We start from the raw sequence: 25,762 nt of genomic DNA, 5'->3' as shown, positions 1-25,762 counted from the left end.
ATCCGGCCATGTCGAACACGTCTTCCATACCCGTCCTGCGCGCCGGCAGGAACCACGACCTGAGGGTCGTGCAGGGGGAGTTGGTGCTCCGCCGGGACCGCACCGAACACCGGATCCCGCTCGCGGCGGTGGCCCGCGTGGAGGCCGAGGGCCGCGCGGTGCGGGTCCGGCTCCGGGCCAGGCCCGGCGGCGAGGCCGCGGAGCACGGGATCGACGGGGTCTCCGAGGTCGCCGCCGACCTCTTCGCCCGGGGCGTGACGGCGGCGCTGCCCCCGACCGAGGACGGCGCCGAGGCGGTGGACGGGGCCGCCCTGGTCGTCGTGCGCACCCTGGAGCCCGAGCCGCTGCCCCGGGCGAAGGCGTGGGGGCGGCGCTTCGCGTGGGCCGCGCTCGTCTGGGTGCTGGTGATCGTGGCGGTGAGCGTGCTCACCGTCCGGATCTCCACGGAACCCGGGATGGTGGTGATGACCGTGGTGTCGGGCGGCATGGCGTACTTCGGCGGGCTCTTCGTCTGGTTCGCGAGCGCGGAACTGTGGGCCCGGGTGCGCCTGCCCCGGCACGGGATCACCGTGACCGCCTACCAGGTGATCGGCGGGGACCCGACCCTCTACCTGTACGGGGACCACGAGGACAACACCCGGACGCACCGCGGCACCAGTGGCCGGCCCAGCGTCGACATCAGCTACGACCCGCGCGATCCCGAGCGGGTGATCGAGATCGGCTCGGGGACCGCGGGCAACGTGGCGGTCCTCCTCCTGCTCGGGGTCCCGACGCTGAGCGCCCTCCTCATGTTCTTCGCGACCCCCTTCATCTGACCCCCTTCATCCGAGCCCCTTCACCCGGGCCCCGTCAGCCGCCGCCCGCCCCGCGCCGTCGCAGCCACGCCCACCCCGCCGCGCCCGCCGCCGCGAGCACCGCGACCCCGCCCAGGACCCACACCGCCGGACCCGGACCACCGGCCGGGGCCTCGGCCGGTCGGGCGCTCGCGGTGACCCGCACCCCGCCGTCGCCGGCGGTGCCCGGGCCGGTGGTCCGGGAGGGCGACGCGGACGCGGGCGCCGGCGCGGAGGACGAGGGCGAGGGGGCCGGTTCGGCCACGGCGCCGCGCGCGGCCGGCTCCAGCTTCAGCACGGGCGCCTGGTTCCCGTGCCCGTGCCCGCCCCCGGCCTCCTCACCCTCCTGCGACGGCACCTCGATCCACCGGTCCACCCGCCCGTCCGCGTACGTCTGCAGGGTCTTGAACGCGAGCTCCCGGGCGTCCGGCAACTGCCGCACCACCACGGTGAAGCGCACGTCCTCCCCGGCGGGCAGCGCCGGGCCGGACGCCGTCCACCCGTCGGCCGCGGGCGCCAGGACCCAGCCCTTCGGGCCGGCGCCCCACCGCACGTCGGCCGGGGCGATGCCCTCGGGCGCCACCACCCGCAGCGAGGCGATCCCGGAGTCGGCGGACTCGGACTCGGCGGTGAAGGCGAGCGTCACGTCCTTGGCCAGGGCCCGCGCCCCGTCCGCGCTCACCTCCACGTGCGCGAGGGCCGGACCGGCCGCCCAGCCCACGGCCACGAGGGCCATGCCCGACACGAGCGCCCTCCGCCGGCCCGTTCGCATCCCGCCGATGCCGTGCCCCATGCGATCACTCCCCATGATGCGTCCATCCGAAGGTCACATCATCACCCGGCGGTTGGGTCGCGTGAACGGCTTCGGGCGAAAGAACGCGGGCCCCACCGGAGGTGTCCGGTGGGGCCCGCGGGGTCGTGCGGTCGTGGCTCAGCCCGCGACGGGCGCGCCGCGCACCGCCGTCGCCCCGTCGCCCCGCGCGGGGTCCGGGGCCAGCAGGCGCTGCGCCAGTGCCCCGAACACGATCCCGAAGGCGACCCACAACACCGCCTGCACGGCGAGGGAGGCCAGCCGGAACTCCCACAGGAGCGCCGCCGGGAACCCGGCCGCGACGGCGTCGTCGTTGGCGGGCAGGAAGACGAACGCCACCGCCGTGACGACCGCGAATCCGGCGCCCGCCACCAGCGAGGCGTTCCAGTTGCCGAGCCTCGGCGCCAGCCGGCGGCCCGCGATGACCGCCGCCAGCCCGAGCAGCACGCTCAGCAGGATCATGAGGAAGAACAGGGTGGTCCGCTTCCCGATGGTGTCGGGATTGCCGACCGCCGGGGGAGTGGCCGGGTACTTCAGGAACGGCACCAGGTAGACGGTGGTGAACGCGGCGGCCGCCACCAGGGCCGCCGTCGCGCGCGGGCCGAAGCGGCCCATCCGGCCCAGCGCGAACGCGAAGGCCAGCGCGGCGATCCCGCCCAGGGCCACCCCGTAGACCAGGACCCCCGTGGCCAGACCGGCCGTGGACTGGAGGTCCCGGCTGACCGGACCCTCCTCTTCCGCCGCCGCCCCGGCGCCGGGCTGCGCGCCGTGCCCGCCGTGCCCGGAGGCGCCGGCGGCCTCCTTCGCGGCCTGCGCCTCCTCCACCGCGATGGAGCCCCGCACCGGCGGCTCGCCCACGACGTAGGAGACGGCGAACGCGAACAGCCCGGCGATCAGGCCCGCGAGCATGCCGCGGACCAACAGGCGCCGCACGGTGGCGGCGTGTACTCGTGTGCTCAACGGTCCGTGGCCCCTCAGTGGCAGGGGAAGCCGAGCAGGTGGCGTCCGTCGTGGACCCACTCGTGGACGGTGTCGCCGGCGAACACGGCGGTGGCGCCCTGCTCGGCGCCGACGAAGTAGAGCGCGATCAGCGCCAGCAGGCCCGCGAACAGGGCCCAGGGCAGCACGGCCCGGACCGGCAGGGCGGTCGGGATCGTGACGGCAGGGGTGGATGCGGCGGTGGGGACGGCTGATTCGGCCATCGGTGAACCTCCTTGGGAACGCGCGCCCGTACGGTGGTGCGGACGACGACGGCCCACGGGTCTGACTCGCCGCGACGACACCCCGCGAAGGGTTCGCCTCGGCACACAGTGGCGCGACCGTGCCGGATTCACACCGGACTTCCGTCCCGCCGTCGTCGTGATGTTCTGTTGTCGCCGCGACGGTACCGCGCACATGACAAACAGCCAAGGGCGTGAGGCGCGGGTCACGCCCGTACCGTGACAGGAGGGACACGATGACACTCAGGGTGAGACTGATCTCCCCGGCGTGGAGCGAGGCGGGCCGCGAGGCCCGGTTCGACGACGAGGGCCCGCTCGACCCCCGGGGCCTGGCCGACGCGCGGGCCGCCGCCGACGAGCTGGGCGCGGCCCCGGGCGCCGTGTACGCCTCCCCGTCCCGGCGCTGTCGGGAGACGGCCGAGGCCCTGGGCCCGGCCGAGGTCGTGGTCGCGGACGTGTGGGCCGGGTGCGCGATGGGCCGCTGGCGGGGGCGGACGCTGACGGAGCTGGCCGGGGCCGAGCCGGAGGCGGTGGCCCGCTGGCTCGCCGATCCGGCGGCGGCGCCGCACGGCGGTGAGTCGGTGCGGGAGCTGCGGGCGCGGATCGGGGGGGTGCTCGACGCGGCGGCGGGGCGGGAGGCGGGCGGAGCGGGCGGGCGGCTGGTGGCGGTGGTGGAGCCGGACGTGGTGCGGGCCGCCGTCCTGCACGCTCTGGCGCTGCCGGACGAGACCTTCTGGCGCCTTGACGTACGGCCGTTGACGGTGACCGAACTCGTGGGACGGGCCGGCCGCTGGAACCTGCTCCTGGGGCGCGCCGCGGGCGCCTGAGCCCGCCCCGACCGGCCGCGGGCGCGGGGTCGGGGCGGGCGGGGCGGGGTGGGAGCGGGGGAGGGGGGTCAGCAGGCGCCGAGGTCCTGCCAGACGCCCCATTCGCCGGTGGTGCCGGGCTCCTCGCCGGTGGTCCACCACTTGGCCTTCCAGGTGTGCCCCTTGTGGGAGACGGTCCCGCCGCCCGTGTAGACCTGGCTCGCGGCCCAGGGCGCGGCGGTGCAGACGGGGGCGCCGCCGGTGACCGTGACGGTGAAGGTCGTGGCGTGCGAGGCCCCGCCGCCGGCCGCGAGCACGGTCAGCGTGTGGGTGCCCGAGGGGGTGGCGGCGGTGGTGGAGACGGTGAGCGTGGCCGAGCCGCCGGTGGTGAGGCTCGTCGGGTTGAGGGTGGCCGTGAGACCGGTGGGCGCGCCGCTGACGGAGAGGTTCAGGGTGCGGGCGGTGCCGGAGGTGACAGCGGTGCGAACGGTGGCGGTGGTGCTCGCGCCGGCGGTCACGGTCGCGTTCGCGGGGGTGGAGGTCACCGAGAAGTCATCGGTCGGGGTGGTGGGTCCGCCGCTGGTGTAGGGGGCGAAGATCCGGGTGAAGTCCCAGGTGTTCTGCGCGATGCCGGAGCAGTTGTCGGCGGCGGCGCCGCCCGCGCAGCTCCCGTTGTCGCGCTGGAGGGCCCAGAACGAGAGGGTGTTGATGCCCTTGGACCCGGCCCAGTCGTAGACGGTGCGGGCGTTGGCCAGGGTGAAGGTCTCGGCCGGGCCGAAGTCGTCCACCCCGATCATCTCGGTGATCCCGATCGAGCCCCACAGCTGGGCGGGGGTCTTCGCCGGGTACAGCTTGGCGAGTTGGTCGTAGAGGCCCTGGGCGGCGGTCTGGGTGTCCCGCGCCATGTCGTGGGCGGCGTTGTCGTAGTAGTCGAAGGTCATCAGGTTGACGACGTCCACCCGCGCGCCGTTGGAGACGGCGTTGCGGAGCACGGCGAGGCCACTGGCGGCCAGGCCCTTGGTGGTGGTCGGCAGGGTGTAGGAGACGTTCAGGGTGCGGCCGTTGGCGGCGGCCCAGTCCTGGACCTTCTTGATGGCCTTGTTGCGGCGGTCGATGCCGGCGGTGTTGTCGAGGGAGTCCACCTCGATGTCCATGTCGAGCCGGGTCACGTCGTAGGTGGTGACGACCTTCTGGTACGCGGCGGCGATCTGGTCCACGTCCGTGCAGCTGTCGGCGATCTCGGTGTTGGTGGTGTCGGCGGTGTAGCCGCCGAAGGAGGGGATCACGTCCCCGCCGCCGGCCCGGATCGTGGCGATGTCGGAGCCGAAGACGCCGGACGAGATGGGCTTGGAGGTGTCGCCGTTCCACAGCACGGTGCACGAGCCCTTGCTCGCGGTCTGGAGGAAGGCCATGGTCAGGTGTTTGGCGCCGGACTGGGCGGCGAGGGCGGCCGGGCTCTCGCCGGTCCAGGACTCGAAATAGGGGGCGAAGACCCGGTCGGGCAGCGGTGTGGGGGCCGCGGCGGCCGGTTGGGCGGCGAGGGCGACGAGTCCGCCGGCGGTGAGGACGCCGGCGAAGGCCGAGCTCAGGGCGGTGCGCAGGGTGCGCGGGGAGAGCGGGCTTCTCATGGTCTGGTCCGTCTCGGTCCGTGGGGGTGGAGTGGGGGTCGGGTGGCGCGCGCCGCCGTCCCCGAGACTCCGACCCCCGTCAGGGGCATGTCAATGACCTGCGGGGAAGAAGGACTAGACCAATTTCGGCGGGGAGGGCCTCCGGTCCAGACCACCGCCGGACCGCCCCCGGGACCACCCGGGCAAACCTTCGGCAAACCCGCCCCGAACACCCCCTTCCGCCCCGCCCTGCCCGGCCGCGACCGGGCGGGGGTCAGGGCGCTTCCGGCGCCGGATCGGTGTCGCAGCTCGCCCGTCGGCGCCCGATGGCGGCCAGGGCGTGGGCCAGGGCGTCGGGATCGCCGCGCCGCACGTGGTGCACGGCGCCGTCCACGGGCTCCGCCCCGGGTCCGACCGCGTCGGCGGGCTCCTCCGCGTCGCGCCGCAGGATGATCCCGGTGGGCGGGTCGAAGGCGCGCAGGGCCCAGACCAGCGCCAGCCGCGCACGGTCGCCGGCCGGGCCCGGCCGATCGCGGGTGATCACCGCGATGTCCGGCATCAGCACCCTGGCCTGGGCCAGCGCCGTGCGCGGCGCGTGGGCGTGGGCTACGACGCGAAAGTGCGGCCCGAGGTGCACCCGGGCCCGTACCGCCTCCAGTTCCGCCCCTTCGGGCAGGCCCGCTATCAGTACGGTCATCATTTCCCCATTGTGCACATTGCCGGAACATGCCGTCTCGTGACGATTCGCGGACATTGTCGGTGTGTGTCGTGGGGAAGGCATGCGAGCACCACCGCAGCACACGAGGAGATCACCGCATGCGCATCGACCGCAGGTCCGCCGCCGCACTCGCCGCCGCCCTGATGACCGCCGCGGCCCTCGGCACGGCGCAGGCGGCGTCCGCCGCGAGTGCCGCGCCCTCCGCCTGTCGGCCCGCCAACCACCTCGCGAAGATCACGCGGGACCAGGCCAGTTCCGGCCACACGCACTACCGGGTCACGCTCACCGCGCCCCGCGGGTACGCGTCCTGCGTGCTCGCCGGCTCCCCGATCGACCTGGGCTTCTCGCACCGGGGCACGGCCCTGCCCGTCACGGCCGGCGCCTACGGGGACCAGGGCGGGGCGGTGACCTTCGGACCGGACCGGCCCGTCCACTTCGACATCCAGGTCCCGAACGACGGCCGGGGCCTGGCCGCCGACGAGGCCGCGTTCACCCTGCGCACGCCCGACGGGACCATTCCCGGCACCTCCTTCGCGGAGGGCGCCTTCACCGTCGCCCGCGGCACCCTCGTCGGCCCGGTGCTCCCCGGCGCCTGATCCGGCCCCCGGCCCGCCGCCTCAGGCCGCCCGCGACCACACCGACGCGGCCGGGGCGGTCGGGTCGGCGGCCCGGGCGAGGGTCGGGAAGTCGAAGCGGAGGTTCGGGTACGGCTCCTCGGCCAGGGTGAAGTGACCCGTCCCCGAGGGCGCGGCCCCGAAGCCCGCCCAGCGCATCGCGTGCGCCAGCGCCTCCCAGGCGAGGGGCTCGTCGGCCCCGTCCGGGAACACGTCCACGGTGCTGCCGCGGCTGTGGTCGCCCCGGAAGTCCACACACCCCGACCACGCCGCCCCCGACCACGCCGTCCCCGACCCGGTCGGGGACGGTTCGCGCACGGGCCTGGCGGGGTCCCCGCGCCACGGGCGGTAGGCGGCCGACACGACCAGGCCCCAGCCGTTGCGCGCCAACAGCCGGTGCGCCCGGCTGAGGGCGTCGGCCGCCGGCAGGGTCAGCAACCCCTCGGGGGTCGGGGCCGTCGGGTCCGCGCGAACCTGACGGATCCCGGGGTCGAAGTCGGCGAGGGTGACGAAGCCGGCGGGCGCGTGGTCGGACACGGGAGCGCTCCTTCGAGGGCGTGGTTCGCGGCGGAGGGGCGGTGGCCCCGGGTACAGACTCGGCCGGCCGTGCGTCGGATCGGCGTCGGACACGTCTCGGTGTCCCGTCGACCGGGACGCGGACGGGGCGCGGACGGGGCCCCTGTTAGGTTGCGACGGGAGCACCGGCCACCGGGCCGGGCGGGGACGGGGGCGTCGCATGTGGGAACTGGTCGTGTTGCTGCTGGGGATACCGGCGTTGCTGCTGATGCCCGTGTGGCTGCTGGTGCTGATCGGCAAACTGTTGGCGGTCGCCCTGAGCGGCCGGCGCCGGCGCCCGGACTGGCGGCGTGACCTGCTGCGCTGGGGGGTCGGGCTGGCCCTGGCCGCGGCGGTGCTCGTCCAGTGCGTCGGCATGCTCTCCGTCGCGATCAGCGTCAACGAGTCCTCGCACGGCGCCGACGCCACCCCGGCCCACGAGTGCCGTGCCCTGGTCGAGGGCCGCCCGGAGGAACGCGGGCGACTGGTGGGACAGGAGGGCTCCTACCTGCCCCTCGGCTTCGACTGCGTCCGCGACGACGGCAGCGTGTACCCCAGCACCCCGCTGTACGCCTGGCTGAACGGCGCCGTCCTCGCCTTCGGCGTCGGCTCCCTCCTGCTCGCCGGCGCCGCCTCCCGCCCCGGCCGCCCACCGACCGTGCCCCTCACCGGCCCCGCTCGCGCCACGCGCGCGCCGGCCACACCCGGCGCAGCAACCGACCCGGCCGGGACCGACGGGCCCGTTTCTCCCGGGTGACCCGGTCCAACTCCTCGAACAACCGCCGGGTGCGGTGCTCGGTGTTCAACTCGTCGATCAACCGGTCGGCCTCCGCCAACACCGCCGCCGGCAACTGCCAGTGCGCCGACCCGGACGGCACCTCCTCCCGCAGCAGCTCCGCCAGCCGCTCCCGGGTCGCCGCCGCCGTCCGCAGCTCCGCCGCCAACCGCTCCTCCGCCGACTCCGCGTCCCGGCTCATGTGCGCCGTCACCAGCACCGCGAAGCTCACCACCGCGTCACCGATCTCGGCCAGCAACCGCTCCACCGTCGCCCCGACCCGGGGCGGGAACAGGGGCTCGCCCGCGCCGTCCCGCTCCCGGGCCCGCGCCAGGTCCGTCAGCGAACGCGCCAGCACCCGCAGCACCACCGTGCAGATCTCCAACGTGTCCAACCCCGTGCGCAACACCACCCGATGCAGCAGCCCCTCCCGCACGCGCGGGTTCCACCGCAGGCTGTCCTCCGCACGGGCCAGGGCCGTGTCCACCGTGGCGATGTGCCGGTCCAGTCCGCGCGCCGCGTGCAGCCGCTCGGCCGCCCGTTCCCACGAGGTGCGCCCGGCGGCGGCCTCGCCCAGCTCCAACAGCAGCCGCCGCATCCGCCGCCCGAGGTCCTCCACCGACCGCCCGGCCTCGCCGACCCACACCGGCGCCGGCAACAACAGGTTGCAGGCCATGCCCACCGACGCGCCGATCAAGGTCTCCACGATCCGCGCCCACGCCGTGAACCCCACGCTCGTCACGCCCAGCACCAGCATCGCGCTGATCGCGACCTCGGCCGTGTACTCCTCCACCCGCACCAGCCGGCCCACCGCGAGCGCCGCCACGATCAGCAGCGCCAGACTCCACCAGGTCAACCCCACCCACAGGCTGAACCCGATCGCCACCAGCACCCCGGCCACCACCGAGACCACCCGCCGCACCCCGTTGGTGAGCGTGGCGAAGAACGTCACCTGCACCACCAACAGCGCCGTCAGCGGCGCGGTCAACGGCGCCGGCTCCGGCCCCACCCGCAGCGCGATCACGTACGCCACCGTCGCCGCGACCGCCGACCGCAGCGTCTGCACGACCGCCGGCTCCCGCCGCAGCCCCTTCACCGTCCATTCCCGTATGTCGATCATCCTGGGACGCCTGCCCAGCCCGACGCGTCGAACTCCCGCGGATGCGGACCGGGAGCCCGAGAGGGAAGCTGGGTCCCGGTGCACGGCGAACCGCGGCGGAGGGTGTCATGACTGCTTCACGGACCGATCGAGGACGCGCTCCCCGCCCCGGCCCCCGTACGGCGGCCCTGCTCTGCGCGGCGGCCGCCCTCGCCGTGGCCGCCGCCCCCGCGCACCCGAGGACCGCCCCCAGCCCGGGACCGCCCGTCCTCCTCGACTGCGCCGCCGAACCCGTGGTCCGCCCCGCCGACTACCTGCTGGCCTGCGGGGACGGCAACAGCGCCCTGGCCGACCTGCGCTGGAGCAGCTGGGGACCCGACCGGGCCGAGGCCACCGGCACGAACCGGGCCAACGACTGCGTGCCCGACTGCGCCGCCGGCCGGTTCCGCTCCCACCGCGTGCACGTCACCCTCGGCGACCCCGAACCCCGCCCGGGCCACCCCGGTCAGCGGGCCTGGACCACGATCCGCCTGGTCTACCCCGACACCGCCCCCGGCACCGCGGGCCACGACGTGACCGTGCCCCTCTACGTGCCCTCCTGACCCCGGCCCTCCTGACGCCGGCCCTCCTGACCCCGTGCGCTCCGGCGGGCGCTCAGGTCTCCTCCTCCACCCCGATCGCCTCGCGCAGCCGCCGCCGCGCCGGGCCCGGATCCCCCTCCGCGCCCTCCAGCAGGGCCTCGGCGATCGCGTCCAGCTTGCGCTGGATCGCGTGCTCGGTCCGCCGCTCGCTGTTCTTCAGCAGCGCGAGCAACAACAACGACAGCGCGGACATCGACTCGCCCACGAACAACAACCACGGCAGCGGGGCCTTCAGCAGGTGCGCGACGACCGCGCCGCACACCAACAGCAGGCACAGCGCGAAGAACGTCGGACTGCTCGTGAAGTTCGACGCCTTCTCCGCCAGGTCCTCGAACGCGCCGCGCCGCCGGCCGCCGCGCTCGGCGGGATGCTTGAGGGTCATGCCCCGCGTCTACCCCCCGGCCCGCGCCTCACCGGCAACCCCCACAACCCAGGCAGCGAGGCCCGCGCGCCTGGGATGCGCGTACCATGCGGGAATGTCCTCTTCCGTACCCGTGCCCAAGGCCGAACTCCACCTTCACATCGAAGGCACCCTGGAACCGGAACTCGCGTTCGCCCTCGCCGCCCGCAACGGCGTCACCCTCGGGCACGCGGACACCGAGGTGCTGCGGAAGGCGTACGCCTTCGCCGACCTCCAGTCCTTCCTCGACCTCTACTACGAGCTGATGGCGGTCCTGGTCACCGAAGAGGACTTCGAGGAGCTCGCCGATGCCTACCTGGCCCGCGCGGCGGCCCAGGGCGTCCGGCACGCCGAGATCTTCTTCGACCCGCAGGCCCACACCGCGCGCGGCGTGGCCTTCGGCACCGTCGTCCGCGGCCTGCACCGGGCGCTGTCCCGCTCCCGCGAGCGCCACGGGATCTCCACCCGCCTGATCATGTGCTTCCTGCGCGACCTGCCCCCGGCCGAGGCCCTGGCCACCCTCGACGCCGCGGAACCGTACCTGCACCTGATCACGGGCGTGGGCCTGGACAGCGCCGAGGTCGGCAACCCGCCCGAGCTGTTCGCCGAGGTGTACGCGCGCGCCGCCGAACTGGGACTGCGCCGGGTCGCGCACGCCGGCGAGGAGGGCGGCCCCGAGTACGTGCTCGGCGCCCTCGACGTGCTCGGCGTCGAACGCGTCGACCACGGGCTGCGCGCCTTCGAGGACCCGGAACTCACCGCGCGACTCGTCCGCGAGGGCATCCCGCTCACCCTGTGCCCGCTGTCGAACGTGCGGCTGCGCACCGTCGACACCCTCGCCGACCACCCGCTGCGGGACATGCTCGCGGCCGGCCTGAAATGCACGGTCAACTCCGACGACCCCTCCTACTTCGGGGGGTACGTCGAGGACAACCTGCGCGCCGTCCGCGACGCCCTCGGCCTCACCGACGAGGACCTGCGCACCCTGGCCCGCAACTCCTTCGAGGCGTCGTTCCTGGAGGACGAGGAGCAGCTCCGGGCCGAGTACCTGGCCGAGGTCGCCGCCCACCGCTTCTGACCCGAGGCCGCGCGGCGGGTCCCCCGACCCGCCGCGCGCCGGGCCCGCTACGGGGTGGCGCCGTCGGCGGCGGGCAGCGCCGCCTGGAGCTCGGCGTCGGTGGCCGGGCGGGCCTTCTCCGCCGCCGTCAGCAGCACCGCCTTGGTGACCGTCTTGCGGTCGCCCTCGACGCGCACGAGCCGGCCGTTCACGGCCGTCGCGTACTCGTGGTGCTCACCGGAGACCCGGTACCAGCGCTCGCCCTCCTTGGTGCACGTCACCGGGCCGCCGGCGGCCGCGCCGCCGCCCATGCCGACCCCGACGGGCAGCTTCGGGCAGGACGCGGCGTCGATCGTGCCCGCCTTGACGCCGAGCCGGATCTGCGCGGTGGTGGCCTCGTCGGCGTAGGTGGCCGAGAAACCCTCCTCCGCCGTGACACCGAGGGACTGGCCCGTCAGTCCGTAGCCGGGCACCTCGGTGCCGTACACATTGGCCACGTCGACCTGCGCGGCCTTGGCCCGCGCCTCCAGGTCGGCGCGCGAGGCGACGCCCGCCGACGCGGACGGGGAATCGGAGGCGGCGGCAGGGGTCTCGGCCTTGTCGCCACCGCCGCAGGCGGAGAGCGACAGGACGAGGGACAACGCGAGCACCGGGAGCGACCCGGCGCCCTTCACGAAGATCTTCATGCGCACATCGTGCACCACGCCCGGGGCGGGCACGCGGGCGGGTCGACCACCGCGCACCGGCCGTCGATACTTGTCGCGCCCGCCGTGCCCGCCCCCTCCCCGCACCGGGTGCGGGCCCGGAAATCGCTCGGCGCGGCGGGGTGATCGTGAAACGATCGGGGCATGACGGAATTCCTCACCCCCGAACAACTCGCCGCCCGCACCTCCGCCGCGCTCGCGGCCGCCGTGGCCGCCGGTCGGGACCTCGGACTGACGGTGACGGAACCCGAGATCCTGCACGACCTGTTCTCCGTGGTCGTCCACCTCGCCCCCGCCCCCGTGGTCGCCCGGGTGCCCACCGTCCTGGCCGGCTCCACCGACCTCGACGCCCTGGCCGCGCGCCAGCGCGACGAGTTGGCCGTGGTCCGGTGGCTCGCCGACCGCGGGGTGCCCGTGGTGCCGCCCAGCCCCCTCGTGCCCCCGGAGCCCGTCCGCCGCGACGGCTTCTCCCTCACCCTGTGGCAGTGGACGGAAGAGGACCACGACCGGGAACCCGACTACGCGGCCAACGCCGAACTCACCGCGGCCCTCCACGCCGCCCTCGCCGACTACCCCGGCCCCCTCGACCACCTGGCCACCGCCGAACCCGGGTTCGTCACCGACTCCCTCACCGCCCTCGCCGACCTGCACGAACTCCTCGCCCCCGCCGACCTGGACCGGGCCCGCCGGGAATGGGCCGCGCTGGAACCCCTCGTGCGCTCCCGCGAGGCATTCGAGAAGCGCTTCCCCGGCGTCGAACTGCGCCCGATCCACGGGGACTCGCCGCCCGCCAACATCTTCGCGAGCACCTCCGGGCCCCTCTACGCCGACTTCGAACTCGTCACCCTCGGCCCCGTCGAATGGGACCTGGCCTCCCTCGGACCCGAATTGGAGGCCGCCTACGACCGGGGCGCCGCCCGGGCCGGACTGCGACCGCTGGACCCCGAGGTGATGAACTTCGTCAACGCGGTGGGCAGGCTGCGGGCCCTGGCCTGCCTGGTGCTCGTGCCGAGCCTGCCGGTCCTCGGCCAGTACCTCACCCCCGCCGTGGACCACTGGCGCACCACCCCCTTCGCGGGCGGCCTCACCCTCTGAGACGGCCGGCCCACCGGGGTGTGGGAGGGGGCCCGTCCGGGCAGATCCCCGGGGATCCCGGGGGAGCCCCCGGGCACGCGGGCCCGGGGCACGCCCGGGGCGCGCGCGGCGGTCACGGCGAAGGAGCACACGGATGTCCGAGCAGCGGGACCCCAGGGACGCCGGACCCGTCGGCCCCCACGCCGGTTGCCCCGCCGGCCACGCGCCCGCCTCCGCCCCCGCCACGGCCGGCGGCGGGACACCGCGCGCCGACGTGCCCCTCGCCGCCGGGGCCCTCCCGGGGATCGGGCACCTCCTGGCCCTGGCCCGAGACCCCCTCGGCTTCCTGCGCTCCCTGCCCGCGCAGGGGCCCATGGTCCGGATCAAGGCCGGCCCGGCCGACATGGTCATGGTCTGCGATCCGGCGCTGGTCCGCGCCGTCCTCGTCGACGACCGCACCTTCGACAAGGGCGGACCCTTCTTCGAACGCGGCCTCAACACCATCGGCAACGGGCTCGTCACCTGCCCGCACGCCCAACACCGCCGGCAGCGCCGACTGAGTCAACCCTCCTTCCACCCCGACCGCTTCCCCGCCTACGGGGAGGTGTTCGTGGCCGCGGCCGAGACCACGGTCGCGGGCTGGACGGACGGCGCCGTCGTGGACGTCAACCCGCAGACCCAGGCCCTCGCCATCCGCGCCGTCCTGGACACCGTCTTCGACGGCGGACTGCCCCCCGAACGCTTCGACGACGTCATCGCCGACCTCGACGCCCTCGTGGACGGCATCTTCCGCAAGATGGTCACCCCACCCTTCCTCGACCGCGTCCCCGTCCTCGGCCTGGGCCGCACCGAACGGGCCAGGGACCGGATCTTCGCCACGATGGACGAACTCATCGCCCGGGGCCGCGCGAACCTCGCCGCCGACCCGGCACGCGAACCCGCGCCCGCACCGGTCCCGGGAGCCGCGCCCGGATCGGCGCCCGGAGCCGCGCCGGCGCGTCGTGAGGACCTGCTGTCCGCGCTGATCCAGGCCGTGGACCCCGAGAGCCTCGCCGAGGGCGAGAGCCCCGCCTTCGCCCCGCACGAACTGCGCGACCAGGTCATCGCCTTCTTCGGCGCGGGCGCCGAGACCACCGCGACCACCCTCTCCTGGGCCCTGTACCTGCTGGCCCGGCACCCCGAGATCGCCCGCCGGGTCCGGCGCGAGGTCGACGGGGTCCTCGCCACCGGCCCGCTGGGCCACGACCGCCTGCCCGAACTCGACCTCACCAACCGGGTGATCGCCGAGGCCCTGCGCATGTATCCGCCGGGCTGGCTGATCAACCGGACCGTGACCGTCGACACCGAACTCGGCGGGGTCCGGCTCCGGGCCGGCACCGGCATCGCCGTCAGCCCCTACGTGCTGCACCACGACCCCGCCCACCACCCCGACCCCGAGCGCTTCGACCCCGACCGCCGGCTCGACCACCGCCCCGACCGCAGCTTCCTCCCGTTCGGCACCGGGGCCCGCAAGTGCATCGGCGACCGGTTCGCCCTCGCCGAGGCCGGTCTGGCCCTCGCCGTCATCGCCTCCCGCACCGTCCTGGAACCCGTGGACACCCGGCCCGTCCGCCCCCACCTGGCCACCACCATCAGCCCCCGGGGTCTGCGGCTGCGCGTCCGCCTCCGCCGCCCCGGCGAGGACCACTGACGGGCCGTCACCCGCCCGCGTCCGAACGCGCGGGCCGGCGTGAACCCGTCGGGTCATCGGTCTGTACCACCCGCCCGCGCGATGCGACCCTGTCCCTGCCCCGGACACACGAGACAGCCCCGGACACACGACACAGGGAGTCCGTCGCATGCAGACCCGACCATCCGGCGCGCCCGCCCGACGCACCGCCTGGGGCGTCGCCGTGCTCCTCGCCCTCGTCACCGCCCTCCTCGTCGCGCCCCCCGCCACCGCCGCGTCCCCCGCCGAGCCGCCCGGCGCGGCCGTGCCCGAACTCGTGTGGGGACCCTGCGACGGCCCCCAGAACGACGGCTTCCGGTGCGCGACCGCCCGCGTCCCCCTCGACCACCGCGATCCGACCGGCCCCACCATCGACCTCGCCGTCACCCGCCGCACCGCCGCCGACCCGAGCCGGCGCACCGGCGTCCTCGTGCTGCACCCCGGCGGGCCCGGCAACTCCGGCGTCGACTTCGCCCGCAACAGCTACGGCGCCCTCGACCCGGCCCTCCGCGCCGGCTTCGACGTCCTCGGCTACGACATGCGCGGAGTGGCCCGCAGCGGTCAGCTCGAATGCTGGGACGACCGTGAATACGCCGCCGCCGTGGACTCCGCGCGCGGCGCCCCCGGCCCCGCCACCCTGGGCACCGCCCTCCGCCAGGGCCGGGCCTTCGCCGCCGCCTGCGCCGAACGCTCCGCCCGCCTCCTGCCGTACGTCGGCACCGCCGCCAACGCCGACGACCTCGACCTATTGCGCCGCGCCCTCGGCGAGGACACCCTCACCTTCTACGGCCGCTCCTTCGGCAGCTACGTCGGCACCGTCTACGCCGCCCGCCACCCGAACCGCGTGCGGGCCATGGTCCTCGACGGCGCCTACGACCCCGTGCACTACGCCGAGCTGCCCTACGCCTACGACGCCGGCCAGTTCGCCGCCCTCGACGCCGCCGTCGGCCGCTTCCTCGACTGGTGCGCCGCAGAGCCCGACACCTGCGGATTCGGCGCGGGCCGCCCCCGACAGGCGTTCGAGGACCTCAAACGCGCCCTGGACGCCAAGCCCGTCATCACCCCCAGCGGACGGCCCGCCACCGGCTACACCCTCGCCTACCGCCTCATGTTCAACATCAACTCCGGCAAGGAGATCTGGCCCGCCTTCGGCCAGGCCCTCGAAGGCGCCCGCCAAGGCCGCGCCTCCTTCCTGCTCAACCCGCCCTCACCCGGCTCCTTTGACTTCCTCAACGTCAACACCGCCGTCGAGTGCGCAGACCGCCGCTACCCCACCGACACCGCGCTCCTCGCCGGCCTCGTCACCGTCGAAACCGCCGCCAACCCCCTCCTCGGACCCCCCATCGGCCTCGGGCCCCCCACCTACGACCACAACCACGCCACCACCTGCGCCGCCTGGCCCACCCCCCGCGCGAGCCGGCACGAGGGCTCCTACCGGGCCGCCGGCTCCGCACCCATCCTGATCCTGGGCACCACCGGCGACCCCGACACCCCCTACCGCGACGCCGTGGCCCTCTCGCGCACCCTGGAGAACGGCCGGCTGCTGACCTTCGACGCCGAGGGCCACACCGCGTTCAACCGCAGCGCCTGCGCCACCGACCTCGCCACCGCCTACCTCGCCCGCCTCACCCTCCCGGCCAAGGGCACCGTCTGCGCCGACGAGGCACCCCCGACGGGCCTCGCCCCCCGGGGCCCCGTCGAAGGAGTCGACGAAACCCGCGACGCCCTCCCCGTCCTCCACCGCCCCACCGGCTGAGCCGGACGCCGCCCGGCCCTCACCCGGGTGACCCCGCGAACGCGTCGCCGAGACCGGCGGCCGTCCGCAGGTCACCCGGGAGCACCCCGCCGGTCGGCTCCGTGGGCCAGGGCCAGTGGCGGGCATCGAAGGGGGCGGACGACGGCAGCACGGGGGCCATGCCACGTCGCGCGCCCTCCCGGAGGACGGCCCGCGCGGCCGCGTCCCCCATGATCTCCACGTCCATCACCCGCCCGTGCCGGAAGAACGAACGTCCCAGGCCCCGGTCCGCGACGACACGTGTCAGCGCGTCCAACATCCGGTCCTCGGTGGTGGTGAACTCGGGGGTCTCGAACAACAGCAGCCGGTCGCCGAACGCCTCCTCGCCCATGAACTGGGCGAGGACGGTGAACAGGACGTTCTTGCGGCGCGTCACGTACAGGGTGTTCACGGCCGCGTGCAGCCGCTCCCACGAGGCCCGCCCCACCACCGCGCGCCACTCCTCCAACACCCCCATCCAATGGGCCACCTGCACACCCGCGGCCTCCTCGATCAGGGTGACCACGTGCGGCGCGCAGGCCCGCCCGAATGCCTCCAACTCGCCCGGATCCGCCTCCCGCGACCCGCGCGGCACCGAGAGGAACCCGCGACCGGCGTCGAGCACGGCCTCCGCCGCCACCCGCGCTGCCGGCCCCAACCGCACCTCGGACAGGGCCGCCGACGCCTCCTCCAACACCGTCGTCAAACCGGCGGCCGACAGATGACCGCCGCCGGTCGGGCTCCCCGCGACCTCGTGCACGGCGACGGCGCTGTGCGCCAACGACTTCAGGAAGCGGTACTCGACGGGCACCGGCGGCGCCTGCCGCACCGCACTCCCCGGCACCCGCAGCGACATGCGCCCGCCCGCACCGTCGAACAGGGCCAACAGCACGGGGAACTCGGCGAGCAACCGCTCCCGGTGACCCTCCCGCGCGGCCGCGTAAACCCCCGTCATCGCCTCGTTCAACGCGAGCACCGTCCGCTCCGCCGCGACGGGGGAACGCTCACTCGTGGACGCCGTCACCGGAACTCCTCACGCCGCGAACACCGAAGGGCACAGCCTGGACGTTCGCGTCGAAACCGCACAACCCACTCGCCGACAATGGCCGGATCCCGTACGCGGGGAGCGGCGGATCGGTGCGAGCGCGCGCTCGCGCGCGGCTCAGGTGGCCCGTTCGTTCAGCGCCGTGACCAGGCGCGGCATCACGGCCCGCAGCATCTTCTCGCCCTGCTGCACCCCCGCGTCCTGCGACCGCTGGTCCTGCGAGAGCACCACGATGTCCAGCAGCCGCCCGGACACCGGCAGCCGCCCGATGCTGTTGATCACCCACAGGCCCGTCTGGCTGCGCGGCAACCAGCCGTCCTTGGCCGCGTACGTGCTGCCCGGGTCCGCGATGGTGTGCACACCGCCCTCGATCTGGTCCTTGTCGAGGGTGCTCATCAGGTTCAACTGGTAGGCGCGGGAGGTCTCGTTCAGCGGGGAATCGGGGGAGTGCAACATCTCCAGGAACCGCAACTGGTCCCGCACGGTGGTGGTGGTCAGCCCCCACCGGTCCAGGGTCCCCGGGCTGGTCTCCGTCATCCCGAACCGCTCGTACGCCTTCTTCATGCCCGCGTCCCTGCCGACCCCGGGCCACAGGGCGGTCGCCGGTTCGTTGGCGCTCTGCCGGATCATCGGCACGACCTGCCGGAGCTCGAACGCGGTCAGCTCCCGCTTCTCGTCCTGCGCCTTCAGCAGGGTCGCGGCCAGGATGTGCGACTTGACGACACTGGCGGTGTTGAAACGGAAGTCGTCCTGCCCGGCGACGGCGACGGCGCCGGTGCGCACGTCACGGACACCGAGCGCGAAACGGCCCTGCGCGGCGGGCACCGCCTCGGCCCAGGCCGCCGCAAGCTCCTGCGACAGCACGGTCTGCGCGTCCGGACGGGCCGGCGCGGCCGAAGTGCCCGCGGCGGCGGCCAAGGTCTTCGCGCCGGCGCCGGCGGACCGGGAGTCGGCGAAGCCCCACTCCCACACACCCCAGCCCGCACCCGCGAGGACCACGGAGGCCGCGGACGCGGCCACGAGCACCCGCCCGCGACGACGCCCCGACCGGCCGGGCCGTCCGTCGCCCGCACGCCCGGCCCCGGCCGGCGGCCCCGCGGGGCCCACCGGGCCGAGGGGTCCGTGCGGTCCGGACGATACGGGCGGTCCGAAGGCACCGGTGGGGCCGGCAGGGCCGACGGGGGGCACGGGACGGTGACGCGGAACCTCGTGGGAGGGCGCCGCGGGCGCGGGCCGCCCGTCGTACCACGGCGTGGGCGTCGGCGTCGGCGCGGGCGTGGGAGCGGAGCCGGGGGCCGTGCCCTCCTCCCGCCTACGGGCCGGCCCGTAGGCTGAGGCCGGTGACGGCGGGTACGACGCGGGGGCGTCGGGGCGGACGGGCTGCTGGTCCCGGGAAGCGGGCATGCGGGTGGGGCTCCAGAGAAACGGGGTCAGGACGGCACGATCGGGAACGCCCGATCGACGGCCCCGCCCCGGGCCGTGCGACGAGACCCGCGCCGGGTTGCGTCACCGGCCGGATCGGGCCCCTCCCAGGAGATCATCCGTCGCGCCCCGCCGGACGGGTCCGTTGGTCCCGAACCTCGGGACTTGCGCCCCTGAACCCCCACCACTCCCACTGCCCCGCGCCCGCCCCCCGGTGCCCGGCTCACAACGCGGTGAACAACGCCTCCAAGGGCGCCGGGGTCCGCCCCGGGGCGAGGGCCTCCACCAGGGCCCGGCCGTAACGGATCTTGCGGCCCTTGCGGGTGCCGAGGAACCGGCGCAACCGGCGGGCCGGATCACGGTCCTGCTGCGCCGGCTGACGCACGAAGATCCGCAGCGAACGCAGTTCCCCCTCCGACCTGACCACCTCCTCCGCCGCCGGCACGCCGAGCGCGCGGATCAGCTCGTCCTCCAGGTCCGCCGCGCACACGAAGATCCCGCCGGCCGGCGCCCCGGCCCGTTCCCACGCCCGCTCGTAGAACCCGAGCTCCGCCTCGTCGCACAGGCCGAGCAGCCGCAGACCCGCCCCCGAGGGCCCGAGCGGCGGCGCGAACCGGCCCACGCTCATGGCCCCGTTCATCGCGAGCACGCACACCCCCTCGGCCTCCAGGTCACGACCGCGCCGCTCCGCGAGGGCGGCCAGGGCCGCCACGTCACTGGGCCCCTCCACGAGCACGACGGTCCGCACACCCGCCACGAGCGCGACCTCCCGCAGCCCCCCGCCCTCGTGCCCGATCCCACCGTCCCCGTCCCCGTCTCCGGCCGCCACGACCTGCTCCACGACCGCGCGCCGGAACACCTCCATGTCACCCATGCCCCGAGTCTTCCCCCACCGGGACCGACCCGCCGGCGAATTACCCGCGGCGCTCGCCGTTCCCGTCCGTCACCGTGCCCCCTCCGAAACCTCGGATCACCGGGAGTGCCGTGCCGGAGTCGGGGGTTCGGGGGCGAAAACCGGACCGATCGGCGCGCCCCGTGGCCGACGCGCCTCCCGTGCACCCGTCACGCCCTCCCCAGGACGCCCGTCGTGTACCACCATGGCGGGCGACGCACACACGAGGGCGGGCCGGGCGAGGGCGACGGCGGCGGGGGAGAGGGGCGGGGAAATGGGGCACGGCGGGTTCGGCATCGTCGGCGGCAGCATCGCGGGCTGCGCCGCAGCCCTGGCCGCGAGCCGGGGCGGAGCGGACGCGGTCACCGTCTTCGAACGAGCCGGCGGCCGACTCGCGGACCGGGGCGCCGGACTCGCCGTCCACGACGACCGCTACGCCGAACTCGCCGAGGCCGGATACCTCGACGAGGACATCCCCGCCCTGCGCCTGACCCGGCGGGGCTGGTATGTGCGGGACGGCGGCGCGCCCATGGGCCGGCGCATCGGATGGTCACCGTTCCCGTTCCGCTCCTACGGCTGGGGACCCCTGTGGCGGGAACTGCGCCGCAGACTCCCCGACTCCGTGGTCCTGCGCGACGGCGCGCACGTCACCCGCGTCCACGAGGACACCGTCGTCACCGCCGACGGCACCCGTGACCGCTTCGACGTCGTCGTCGGGGCCGACGGACACCGCTCCCTCGTCCGCGCCGAGGCGTTCGGGGACGTGCACCCCACCTCCACCGGCTGTCTCGTCTGGCGCGGCGGCTACCCGGACGAACGCCTCGACCGCGCCCGCTCCCAGGGCACGTGGGAGCCCGACGAATGCGGCTACGTCGTCTTCGACGGCGGACACGTGGTCGTCTACCGCATCCCCGACGGCAGCGGCGGCCGGCGCGTCAACTGGGTGCTCTACGCGACCCCGCCCCCCGACCTCGCCCACGTCCCCGAGCTCACGACCCCGCTGCCCGCGCCCGTCCACGCCCGCCTGTACGACCACGCCGCGTACATCGCGGAGCACCTCCTGCCGCCCTTCTGGGGACAGGTCCTGCGGCTGGCCGGCCGCGCGGAGGTCATCGTCCACCCGATCCACGACCTCGCGGCACCCCGGTTCGCGACCCACCGGCACGCCCTCGCCGGGGACGCGGCCTCAGTGGCCCGCCCCCACACCGGAGCGGGCGCCGTCAAGGCGCTCCAGGACTGCCTCGCCCTCGAACGGGCCCTGCGCGCCTCCCCCGATCCGACCCGCGCCCTCGCCGCGTACGACGCGGACCGGGCCCCCGCCGGGCACGCCCTGGTCGCCCTCGGCCGCAGCCTGGGCGACGCGCTCGTGCTGAACACCCCGGACTGGCGCAGCATGGGGCAGGCCGAACTCGACGCGTGGTGGAGCCGGGCCGACACCACGGCCACGTTCGGCGGCGCCCCCGGCACCCGCTGACCGGCCCGACACCGGCCGACCCGACACCGGCCGGGGTGCGGGGTGCGGGGTCAGCGTCGTCCGCGTCCGCGCTCACGTCGGGCGCTCGTGGCCCGCAGGCCGAGGAGCTGGTCGACCATGTCGCGGGTGCGGGGCGCCGGCAGCGCCGAGTCGGTCAGCTCGACCACCTCGCGCAACAGGCCGATCAGGGCCGCCCGCCGGCCGGGTGTCGGCGACGAGGCGTCGGGGTGCGCCGCGTACCAGGCCAGCACGTCGGCCGCGGTCCCGGGCAACCGGTCCACGAGGTCGACGAGGAAGGCCCGCACCGGCGCCGGATCCTCACCAGGCCCGTCCGGTGCCCCGTCCTCGGGGGTCTCGGCAAGGGTCTCGGCGGGGGCCTCCTCAGGGGTGGGCGTCGCGGTCGCCCGTTCCACCAGCTTCGCCGCGCGGGCCCGCCGCGCCGCCTCGTCGCCAACGCCGCCCGGACCCTGCGGCAGCCCGAGCGCGGCGACCGTCGCGATCAGGTACACCGCACCCCGTTCGACCTCCGCCGCGTCCGGCACCGGCCGGTGCTCGTGCACGAACCGCGAGGCCGTCTTGCGGCGCGGGGACTGCGGATCCCCCGTGAGCATCAGGGACCAGGCCATCGTGACCGCGTCCGCGGCCGGCCGGAGCGCCTCGGCGCTCGATACGGGATTCGTCATGGGCGCCACGGTACCGGCGCCGAGCGAACCGGCCCGAAGAGGGAGGGATCGGACCCGCTGTCGCCATCACACCGGGTCGACGGCCACGAAGGCGAAGGAGTGCCCGGCCGGGTCGCTGAGCAGGCGGATCGGCCGGGGCCCGTCGTCGGCGTCGGTGCCGACCGGACGCGCGCCCAGCGAGACCGCCTCCCGCTCGGCCTCGTCGATGTCCGCCGCCGCGACCCGGATCCGCAGGTGGGCCTGGAGCGAGTCCTCGGGCCGGGGCCAACTCGGCGGCGCGAAACCGGGGTCGCGGCGGAACGCGAGCCGGACCCCGGCGCCGCCCACCACCTCCACGTCGTCCGCGGTGGGACCGGGCCGCACCTCGGCGGCCAACAGGTCGGCGTAGAACCGGGCGAGCGTCTCGGGCTCGGCGCAGTCCAGGGCTATCACGGGAGTCTTCCGCACGGTCATGTCCCGCCTGTGCCCGGTCCGTTGATCCCTACGCGGTCGTCACGTCAGTCGTCAGTCGTCAGCCGAGCAGCGCCGGGGCCAGGGCCCGCCAGTGCGCGAGCGGCAGCCCGGTCTCGTGCTCCGGGGTGAGCACCTGCACCGTGACGTGGTCGGCGCCCGCCGCCCGGAACTCCGCCACCCGCTCGCGCACCCGCTCCGGGTCGCCGAACGCGAACAACGCGTCCAACAGCCGATCGCTGCCCCCGCCCACGAAGTCCTCCTCCGTGAACCCGTCGCGCTCCAACGACGCGGTGTAGTTCGGCAACCGCAGGTAGACCTCCAAGGTCGCGCGGGCCACGGCACGGGCATCCGCCGGCGACGGGCCCGGCACCACCATCAACTCGGGCGCGAGGAAAGCCGCCGCCCCGAGCGTCTCGCGGAACCCGGCGACGGCCCGCGCGGTCACCAGATAGGGGTGCGCCCCCAGGGTGCGGTCGGCGGCCAGCCGCAGCATCCGGGGCCCCAACGCCGCCAACAACCGGCGCCCCGACGGCACCGGATGCGGTGCGGAGTCCAAGGCGTCGAGGTAGTCGACCATCGCCGAGTAGGGACGCGCGTAGGCGGGGGCCAGGGCCCCGTGACTGACCCCCAGCCCCAGGTGGAACCGCTCGCGATCCCCTTCCGGCAGCGTGGCGACCGCCTCGGCCACCTCCTTCGCCCCGTGCTCCCAAATGCTGACGATGCCGGTGGCGACCGTGATCCGGCGGGTCGCCGCCAACACCGCCGCCGCGTCGGCCGGCCCCGGGCTGCCCCCGAGCCACACCGCCCCGTACCCCAACTCCTCGATCTCCGCGAGCGCGTCCGCGATCTCCCCGCGCCGCGCCGGATCCTCACGGAGCGCGCCGCTCCACAACCCGACCGCACCGAACCGGCCCTTGACGTCATCGATCTCGTGCACAGAAGTCATGCCCCATGCCTACCACGACAGGACGAGGACATTCCGCCCGAGAACGCGCCCCTCCGTTTTTCCGAAAGGCCGTTGCGAGACCGGTGCGCCGACACCCACCATGGACACGGGCACGAGGGCGCGCAGGCGAAGGCGCACGAGGGGGACACCATGGGACCCGGACCGTCACGCATCGTCGTACGCGTCGCCGCCGCACTGCTCGGCCCCGCCCTGCTCCTCCTCGGCGTCCTCGTGATCCGCGGCACCGAACACGACCTCCGCGCCCAACACGCGGCACCCCCCTGCCCCGCCGCGACCCCGCGCGCCGGCCTGGACGAACCGCGCGACTGCGTGAGCGCCGAGACGGGGCGGGTGACCGGCAAACACCGCGAGAGCGACACGAGCACCTGGCACGACGCCCAGGGCAACCCCCACCAGTCCACCACCGTCACGTGGGTCCTCGACGTCGAGACCGACACCGGCCGCGTCCTGCCCCAGTCCGTGCCCCGCCGCGAATACGACCGCGTCGACATCGGCGCACCCGCGAGGGTGGAACTGTGGCGAGGACGCGTCATGACCGTCGAGATCGACGGCGGACGCCACCGCTACGCGACCTGGCCCGAACTGCGCCGCGCCGGCGGCTGGGCCCTCGCCGCCGCGGGCGCCGGCCTCACCGTCTGGGCCCTGGCCTCCCTGGCCGCCCTGCGCCCGCGTCGCCACGGCCGTCGGCCATGAACCCAAACCGCTCGACGGGTGACGCCGACTCCTGCCACAGTGGGGCACCATGACGACTGTCGAGCCCGCGACGGCCTCGGACGTGCGACTCATGCAGGCTTTGGCCCAACGGATCACCGCCCTCCGCCCCGAACTGGTCAACAGCGACGCCTCCTACGGCGAACTCGCCTGGAACTGGGGCCGCGACGACGGCACCCGCGCGGTGAACTCGCGCCGACTGTGGTGGGCGGCGGGGGAGTTGGTCGCCTGGGCCTGGATCCGACTGCCGCACCCCGCCGCCCACGACAACAGAGCCGCCCCGGCCACCGCCGCCTCCCTCGTCCACCAGGTGCACCCCGCGCACCGGAAACTCGTCGACGACGTGATCGACTGGTACGAGACCACCGCCTCACACCTCGACCGCACCGCACTCCCCGGCGCCGCCGACACCTTCGCCCTCACCCGCTGGACCGCGCACGGCTACACCCCCGACCCGGCGGGCCTCGGCGTGCACGGAACCTGGACCCGACTCAACACCCGCGACCTCACCCACCTCCGGCCCCCCGTCCTCCCGCCCGGATTCCGCTTCCGCACCGCCGACGAGGCGGGCCCGGACGCGGCGGTCCGCGCCCACCGCGACGCCTGGAGCCCCTCCACGTACTCCGCCGAGAAATACGAGGGCGTACGGCGCACGACGGCATACCGGGGCGACCTGCACGTGCTGGTGGAGGCACCGGACGGCACCATGGCCTGCTCGGCGATCATGTGGCTCGACCAGGCGAACCGGACCGTCCAGTTCGAACCCGTCGGCACCCACCCGGACCACCGCCGCCGAGGACTCGCCCGCGCCCTGCTCCTGCACGGCATGAGCCGCGCGCGGGCCGTCGGCGCGACCCACGCCACCGTCGCCTGCCTGGGCGCGCCCGGGCACCGGGCGCCGAGCGCCCTCTACGAGAGCGTGGGCTTCCGAGAACTGAGCCGAGACCTGCCCCTTCTCAAACGCGCGAGGACGGACTGACCGGACCCGAGCTCCCGGCCCCGTACGTGCCGAACGAGGGCGTGCCGGTCGCCGCCAGTTCCAGCACGGTCAGCCCGCCCGGCAGCACGCGCCGCTCCACCGGACGAAAACCGAGGGCCGGGCCGGTGGCCGGAAACAGACGGCGGCCCTGGCCCACGACGACGGGCGCGATCACGAGCCGCAACGTGTCGACCAACCCCGCCGCGAGCAGCGTCCCCGCCAGACGTGCGCTCCCGTGCACCTGCAACTCGCCGGCACCCGGCCGTGCGCGCAGCTCCGCGAGCCGGGCGAGGGGCTCGGTGTCGAGGACCGTGGTGGGATCCCAGAGAGCCGCCTCGGGGGTGAGCGTGCGGGAGACCACGTACTTGGGGAGCGCGTTCATGACGGGAGCGAAGGGATGGTCCATTCCCGGCCAGTCGCGCGCGAAGTTCCGGTACGTGTCCGCCCCGAACAACAGGCCCTCGGCCCGCCCCAACCAGTCGCCCGCGACCCTCTCGAACTCGCCGTCGATGGAGGACACGAACCAGCCGCCCCGCGAGAACCCGCCGCTCGTGTCCTCGTCCGGCCCCCCGGGCCCCTGCGACACCCCGTCCAAGGACAGGAACTCCTGCACCACCAGCCGCATCCGTCACCACTCCTCACACACCGCCACCGGGCCGCCCCGCCCCACCCTGACAGCGCGACCCGCACCCCCGCCCCCTGTGACCCCCGACACCCCGACCGACCCACCACCCGGAGCA

The 25,762-nt window shown here is 75.1% G+C and carries 28 protein-coding genes; 12 read left to right on the top strand and 16 right to left on the bottom strand.

Features of this window, described 5'->3' with window-relative positions; translation table 11 throughout:
* The first annotated feature begins 8 nt into the window (after positions 1-8).
* Positions 9-815: a hypothetical protein gene (locus ACN20G_RS27965; RefSeq protein WP_424215986.1), complete on the top strand. Its 807-nt coding sequence runs from the start codon at positions 9-11 to the stop codon at positions 813-815.
* A gap of 34 nt (positions 816-849) precedes the next feature.
* Here the strand turns inward: ACN20G_RS27965 and ACN20G_RS27960 are convergent, their stop codons facing one another.
* From ACN20G_RS27960 to ACN20G_RS27950, 3 genes are all read right to left on the bottom strand, one after another.
* Positions 850-1,641: a DUF1775 domain-containing protein gene (locus ACN20G_RS27960; RefSeq protein ID WP_424215985.1), complete on the bottom strand. Its 792-nt coding sequence runs from the start codon at positions 1,639-1,641 to the stop codon at positions 850-852.
* Between the two features lie 123 nt (positions 1,642-1,764).
* Positions 1,765-2,604, bottom strand: a complete 840-nt coding sequence (locus tag ACN20G_RS27955; protein ID WP_424215984.1) for a CbtA family protein — start codon at positions 2,602-2,604, stop codon at positions 1,765-1,767.
* A gap of 14 nt (positions 2,605-2,618) precedes the next feature.
* On the bottom strand, positions 2,619-2,846 hold the full coding sequence (locus ACN20G_RS27950) for a CbtB domain-containing protein (RefSeq protein WP_424215983.1): 228 nt from the start codon (positions 2,844-2,846) through the stop codon (positions 2,619-2,621).
* A gap of 254 nt (positions 2,847-3,100) precedes the next feature.
* Between ACN20G_RS27950 and ACN20G_RS27945 the strand changes: the two genes are divergently transcribed.
* Positions 3,101-3,691, top strand: a complete 591-nt coding sequence (locus tag ACN20G_RS27945) for a histidine phosphatase family protein (RefSeq protein WP_424215982.1) — start codon at positions 3,101-3,103, stop codon at positions 3,689-3,691.
* Positions 3,692-3,759: 68 nt separating this feature from the next.
* Here ACN20G_RS27945 and ACN20G_RS27940 read toward each other — a convergent pair whose 3' ends face one another.
* Together ACN20G_RS27940 and ACN20G_RS27935 are read right to left on the bottom strand one after the other, a co-directional pair.
* Positions 3,760-5,298, bottom strand: coding sequence for a chitinase (locus tag ACN20G_RS27940; RefSeq protein ID WP_424215981.1), 1,539 nt, complete (start codon positions 5,296-5,298; stop codon positions 3,760-3,762).
* Between the two features lie 253 nt (positions 5,299-5,551).
* Positions 5,552-5,977, bottom strand: a complete 426-nt coding sequence (locus tag ACN20G_RS27935) for a hypothetical protein (protein WP_424215980.1) — start codon at positions 5,975-5,977, stop codon at positions 5,552-5,554.
* Positions 5,978-6,093: 116 nt separating this feature from the next.
* Here ACN20G_RS27935 and ACN20G_RS27930 point away from each other — a divergent pair, with 116 nt between their 5' ends.
* A complete protein-coding gene (locus ACN20G_RS27930) occupies positions 6,094-6,591 on the top strand; it encodes a DUF4232 domain-containing protein (protein ID WP_424215979.1) in 498 nt (165 codons plus the stop codon).
* A 21-nt stretch (positions 6,592-6,612) separates the two neighbouring features.
* On the opposite strand, the gene ACN20G_RS27925 is transcribed toward ACN20G_RS27930, so the two are convergent.
* Positions 6,613-7,146 carry a hypothetical protein gene (locus ACN20G_RS27925; RefSeq protein ID WP_424215978.1) on the bottom strand — a complete coding sequence of 178 codons (534 nt, stop codon included), beginning with the start codon at positions 7,144-7,146 and terminating at the stop codon, positions 6,613-6,615.
* A 199-nt stretch (positions 7,147-7,345) separates the two neighbouring features.
* Between ACN20G_RS27925 and ACN20G_RS27920 the strand changes: the two genes are divergently transcribed.
* Positions 7,346-7,921: a hypothetical protein gene (locus ACN20G_RS27920; RefSeq protein ID WP_424215977.1), complete on the top strand. Its 576-nt coding sequence runs from the start codon at positions 7,346-7,348 to the stop codon at positions 7,919-7,921.
* Here the strand turns inward: ACN20G_RS27920 and ACN20G_RS27915 are convergent.
* Entirely contained in the window at positions 7,830-9,059 is a 1,230-nt protein-coding gene (locus ACN20G_RS27915) for an FUSC family protein (RefSeq protein ID WP_424215976.1), read from the bottom strand. The genes ACN20G_RS27920 and ACN20G_RS27915 overlap by 92 nt on opposite strands.
* Positions 9,060-9,166: 107 nt before the next feature.
* Here ACN20G_RS27915 and ACN20G_RS27910 point away from each other — a divergent pair, with 107 nt between their 5' ends.
* Positions 9,167-9,640 (top strand): hypothetical protein, encoded by a 474-nt coding sequence (locus ACN20G_RS27910; RefSeq protein WP_424215975.1) that lies wholly within the window; start codon positions 9,167-9,169, stop codon positions 9,638-9,640.
* A gap of 52 nt (positions 9,641-9,692) precedes the next feature.
* Here the strand turns inward: ACN20G_RS27910 and ACN20G_RS27905 are convergent, their stop codons facing one another.
* Positions 9,693-10,061, bottom strand: coding sequence for a hypothetical protein (locus ACN20G_RS27905; protein WP_424215974.1), 369 nt, complete (start codon positions 10,059-10,061; stop codon positions 9,693-9,695).
* Positions 10,062-10,155: 94 nt separating this feature from the next.
* Between ACN20G_RS27905 and ACN20G_RS27900 the strand changes: the two genes are divergently transcribed.
* Positions 10,156-11,157 carry an adenosine deaminase gene (locus ACN20G_RS27900; RefSeq protein WP_424215973.1) on the top strand — a complete coding sequence of 334 codons (1,002 nt, stop codon included), beginning with the start codon at positions 10,156-10,158 and terminating at the stop codon, positions 11,155-11,157.
* Between the two features lie 47 nt (positions 11,158-11,204).
* On the opposite strand, the gene ACN20G_RS27895 is transcribed toward ACN20G_RS27900, so the two are convergent.
* The gene (locus ACN20G_RS27895) at positions 11,205-11,822 is read right to left on the bottom strand and encodes a hypothetical protein (RefSeq protein WP_424215972.1); all 618 of its coding nucleotides are present in this window, start codon (positions 11,820-11,822) and stop codon (positions 11,205-11,207) included.
* Between the two features lie 162 nt (positions 11,823-11,984).
* On the opposite strand from ACN20G_RS27895, the gene ACN20G_RS27890 reads away from it, so the two are divergent.
* The 3 genes from ACN20G_RS27890 to ACN20G_RS27880 all read left to right on the top strand — a co-directional run bounded on the left by ACN20G_RS27890 (position 11,985) and on the right by ACN20G_RS27880 (position 16,378).
* Positions 11,985-12,935, top strand: a complete 951-nt coding sequence (locus ACN20G_RS27890; protein WP_424215971.1) for a phosphotransferase family protein — start codon at positions 11,985-11,987, stop codon at positions 12,933-12,935.
* A gap of 133 nt (positions 12,936-13,068) precedes the next feature.
* Positions 13,069-14,604 carry a cytochrome P450 gene (locus ACN20G_RS27885; protein ID WP_424215970.1) on the top strand — a complete coding sequence of 512 codons (1,536 nt, stop codon included), beginning with the start codon at positions 13,069-13,071 and terminating at the stop codon, positions 14,602-14,604.
* Between the two features lie 148 nt (positions 14,605-14,752).
* Positions 14,753-16,378 carry an alpha/beta hydrolase gene (locus ACN20G_RS27880; protein ID WP_424215969.1) on the top strand — a complete coding sequence of 542 codons (1,626 nt, stop codon included), beginning with the start codon at positions 14,753-14,755 and terminating at the stop codon, positions 16,376-16,378.
* A gap of 19 nt (positions 16,379-16,397) precedes the next feature.
* On the opposite strand, the gene ACN20G_RS27875 is transcribed toward ACN20G_RS27880, so the two are convergent.
* From ACN20G_RS27875 to ACN20G_RS27865, 3 genes are all read right to left on the bottom strand, one after another.
* Entirely contained in the window at positions 16,398-17,420 is a 1,023-nt protein-coding gene (locus ACN20G_RS27875; protein WP_424215968.1) for a hypothetical protein, read from the bottom strand.
* Between the two features lie 138 nt (positions 17,421-17,558).
* On the bottom strand, positions 17,559-18,461 hold the full coding sequence (locus ACN20G_RS27870; protein WP_424215967.1) for a serine hydrolase: 903 nt from the start codon (positions 18,459-18,461) through the stop codon (positions 17,559-17,561).
* 625 nt (positions 18,462-19,086) lie between these two features.
* Complete coding sequence (locus ACN20G_RS27865) at positions 19,087-19,737, bottom strand: TOPRIM nucleotidyl transferase/hydrolase domain-containing protein (protein ID WP_424215966.1); 651 nt, start codon at positions 19,735-19,737, stop codon at positions 19,087-19,089.
* Between the two features lie 292 nt (positions 19,738-20,029).
* On the opposite strand from ACN20G_RS27865, the gene ACN20G_RS27860 reads away from it, so the two are divergent.
* A complete protein-coding gene (locus ACN20G_RS27860) occupies positions 20,030-21,229 on the top strand; it encodes a monooxygenase (RefSeq protein WP_424215965.1) in 1,200 nt (399 codons plus the stop codon).
* A 50-nt stretch (positions 21,230-21,279) separates the two neighbouring features.
* On the opposite strand, the gene ACN20G_RS27855 is transcribed toward ACN20G_RS27860, so the two are convergent.
* The 3 genes from ACN20G_RS27855 to ACN20G_RS27845 all read right to left on the bottom strand — a co-directional run bounded on the left by ACN20G_RS27855 (position 21,280) and on the right by ACN20G_RS27845 (position 23,311).
* The gene (locus ACN20G_RS27855; protein WP_424215964.1) at positions 21,280-21,912 is read right to left on the bottom strand and encodes a hypothetical protein; all 633 of its coding nucleotides are present in this window, start codon (positions 21,910-21,912) and stop codon (positions 21,280-21,282) included.
* Between the two features lie 66 nt (positions 21,913-21,978).
* Positions 21,979-22,365 (bottom strand): VOC family protein, encoded by a 387-nt coding sequence (locus tag ACN20G_RS27850; RefSeq protein ID WP_424215963.1) that lies wholly within the window; start codon positions 22,363-22,365, stop codon positions 21,979-21,981.
* A 58-nt stretch (positions 22,366-22,423) separates the two neighbouring features.
* Positions 22,424-23,311 (bottom strand): TIGR03620 family F420-dependent LLM class oxidoreductase, encoded by an 888-nt coding sequence (locus tag ACN20G_RS27845; RefSeq protein ID WP_424215962.1) that lies wholly within the window; start codon positions 23,309-23,311, stop codon positions 22,424-22,426.
* 150 nt (positions 23,312-23,461) lie between these two features.
* Here ACN20G_RS27845 and ACN20G_RS27840 point away from each other — a divergent pair, with 150 nt between their 5' ends.
* Positions 23,462-24,025 (top strand): hypothetical protein, encoded by a 564-nt coding sequence (locus ACN20G_RS27840; protein ID WP_424215961.1) that lies wholly within the window; start codon positions 23,462-23,464, stop codon positions 24,023-24,025.
* A 49-nt stretch (positions 24,026-24,074) separates the two neighbouring features.
* Positions 24,075-25,022: a GNAT family N-acetyltransferase gene (locus tag ACN20G_RS27835; protein ID WP_424215960.1), complete on the top strand. Its 948-nt coding sequence runs from the start codon at positions 24,075-24,077 to the stop codon at positions 25,020-25,022.
* Here the strand turns inward: ACN20G_RS27835 and ACN20G_RS27830 are convergent.
* Positions 25,000-25,647: a dihydrofolate reductase family protein gene (locus tag ACN20G_RS27830; RefSeq protein ID WP_424215959.1), complete on the bottom strand. Its 648-nt coding sequence runs from the start codon at positions 25,645-25,647 to the stop codon at positions 25,000-25,002. The two genes, ACN20G_RS27835 and ACN20G_RS27830, sit on opposite strands and share 23 nt — an antisense overlap.
* Between the last annotated feature and the right edge of the window lie 115 nt (positions 25,648-25,762).

Origin of the sequence: Streptomyces dryopteridis (genome assembly GCF_049606955.1) — a bacterium.
Classification (GTDB): domain Bacteria; phylum Actinomycetota; class Actinomycetes; order Streptomycetales; family Streptomycetaceae; genus Streptomyces.
Note: the sequence above shows the minus strand (reverse complement) of the source record. Positions and strands in the feature narration are given on the sequence as shown.

Excerpts from the sequence above, each read along its gene's own strand:
- ACN20G_RS27920 (WP_424215977.1), top strand. The coding sequence starts at position 7,346 with ATGTGGGAACTGGTCGTGTTGCTGCTGGGGATACCGGCGTTGCTGCTG.
- ACN20G_RS27905 (WP_424215974.1), bottom strand. The coding sequence starts at position 10,061 with ATGACCCTCAAGCATCCCGCCGAGCGCGGCGGCCGGCGGCGCGGCGCG.
- ACN20G_RS27835 (WP_424215960.1), top strand. The coding sequence starts at position 24,075 with ATGACGACTGTCGAGCCCGCGACGGCCTCGGACGTGCGACTCATGCAG.
- ACN20G_RS27895 (WP_424215972.1), bottom strand. The coding sequence starts at position 11,822 with ATGAAGATCTTCGTGAAGGGCGCCGGGTCGCTCCCGGTGCTCGCGTTG.
- ACN20G_RS27910 (WP_424215975.1), top strand. The coding sequence starts at position 9,167 with ATGACTGCTTCACGGACCGATCGAGGACGCGCTCCCCGCCCCGGCCCC.
- ACN20G_RS27950 (WP_424215983.1), bottom strand. The coding sequence starts at position 2,846 with ATGGCCGAATCAGCCGTCCCCACCGCCGCATCCACCCCTGCCGTCACG.
- ACN20G_RS27865 (WP_424215966.1), bottom strand. The coding sequence starts at position 19,737 with ATGGGTGACATGGAGGTGTTCCGGCGCGCGGTCGTGGAGCAGGTCGTG.
- ACN20G_RS27915 (WP_424215976.1), bottom strand. The coding sequence starts at position 9,059 with ATGATCGACATACGGGAATGGACGGTGAAGGGGCTGCGGCGGGAGCCG.
- ACN20G_RS27880 (WP_424215969.1), top strand. The coding sequence starts at position 14,753 with ATGCAGACCCGACCATCCGGCGCGCCCGCCCGACGCACCGCCTGGGGC.
- ACN20G_RS27965 (WP_424215986.1), top strand. The coding sequence starts at position 9 with ATGTCGAACACGTCTTCCATACCCGTCCTGCGCGCCGGCAGGAACCAC.
- ACN20G_RS27850 (WP_424215963.1), bottom strand. The coding sequence starts at position 22,365 with ATGACCGTGCGGAAGACTCCCGTGATAGCCCTGGACTGCGCCGAGCCC.
- ACN20G_RS27890 (WP_424215971.1), top strand. The coding sequence starts at position 11,985 with ATGACGGAATTCCTCACCCCCGAACAACTCGCCGCCCGCACCTCCGCC.
- ACN20G_RS27860 (WP_424215965.1), top strand. The coding sequence starts at position 20,030 with ATGGGGCACGGCGGGTTCGGCATCGTCGGCGGCAGCATCGCGGGCTGC.
- ACN20G_RS27830 (WP_424215959.1), bottom strand. The coding sequence starts at position 25,647 with ATGCGGCTGGTGGTGCAGGAGTTCCTGTCCTTGGACGGGGTGTCGCAG.
- ACN20G_RS27855 (WP_424215964.1), bottom strand. The coding sequence starts at position 21,912 with ATGACGAATCCCGTATCGAGCGCCGAGGCGCTCCGGCCGGCCGCGGAC.
- ACN20G_RS27930 (WP_424215979.1), top strand. The coding sequence starts at position 6,094 with ATGCGCATCGACCGCAGGTCCGCCGCCGCACTCGCCGCCGCCCTGATG.
- ACN20G_RS27935 (WP_424215980.1), bottom strand. The coding sequence starts at position 5,977 with ATGATGACCGTACTGATAGCGGGCCTGCCCGAAGGGGCGGAACTGGAG.
- ACN20G_RS27840 (WP_424215961.1), top strand. The coding sequence starts at position 23,462 with ATGGGACCCGGACCGTCACGCATCGTCGTACGCGTCGCCGCCGCACTG.
- ACN20G_RS27945 (WP_424215982.1), top strand. The coding sequence starts at position 3,101 with ATGACACTCAGGGTGAGACTGATCTCCCCGGCGTGGAGCGAGGCGGGC.
- ACN20G_RS27940 (WP_424215981.1), bottom strand. The coding sequence starts at position 5,298 with ATGAGAAGCCCGCTCTCCCCGCGCACCCTGCGCACCGCCCTGAGCTCG.
- ACN20G_RS27845 (WP_424215962.1), bottom strand. The coding sequence starts at position 23,311 with ATGACTTCTGTGCACGAGATCGATGACGTCAAGGGCCGGTTCGGTGCG.
- ACN20G_RS27885 (WP_424215970.1), top strand. The coding sequence starts at position 13,069 with ATGTCCGAGCAGCGGGACCCCAGGGACGCCGGACCCGTCGGCCCCCAC.
- ACN20G_RS27960 (WP_424215985.1), bottom strand. The coding sequence starts at position 1,641 with ATGGGGAGTGATCGCATGGGGCACGGCATCGGCGGGATGCGAACGGGC.
- ACN20G_RS27900 (WP_424215973.1), top strand. The coding sequence starts at position 10,156 with ATGTCCTCTTCCGTACCCGTGCCCAAGGCCGAACTCCACCTTCACATC.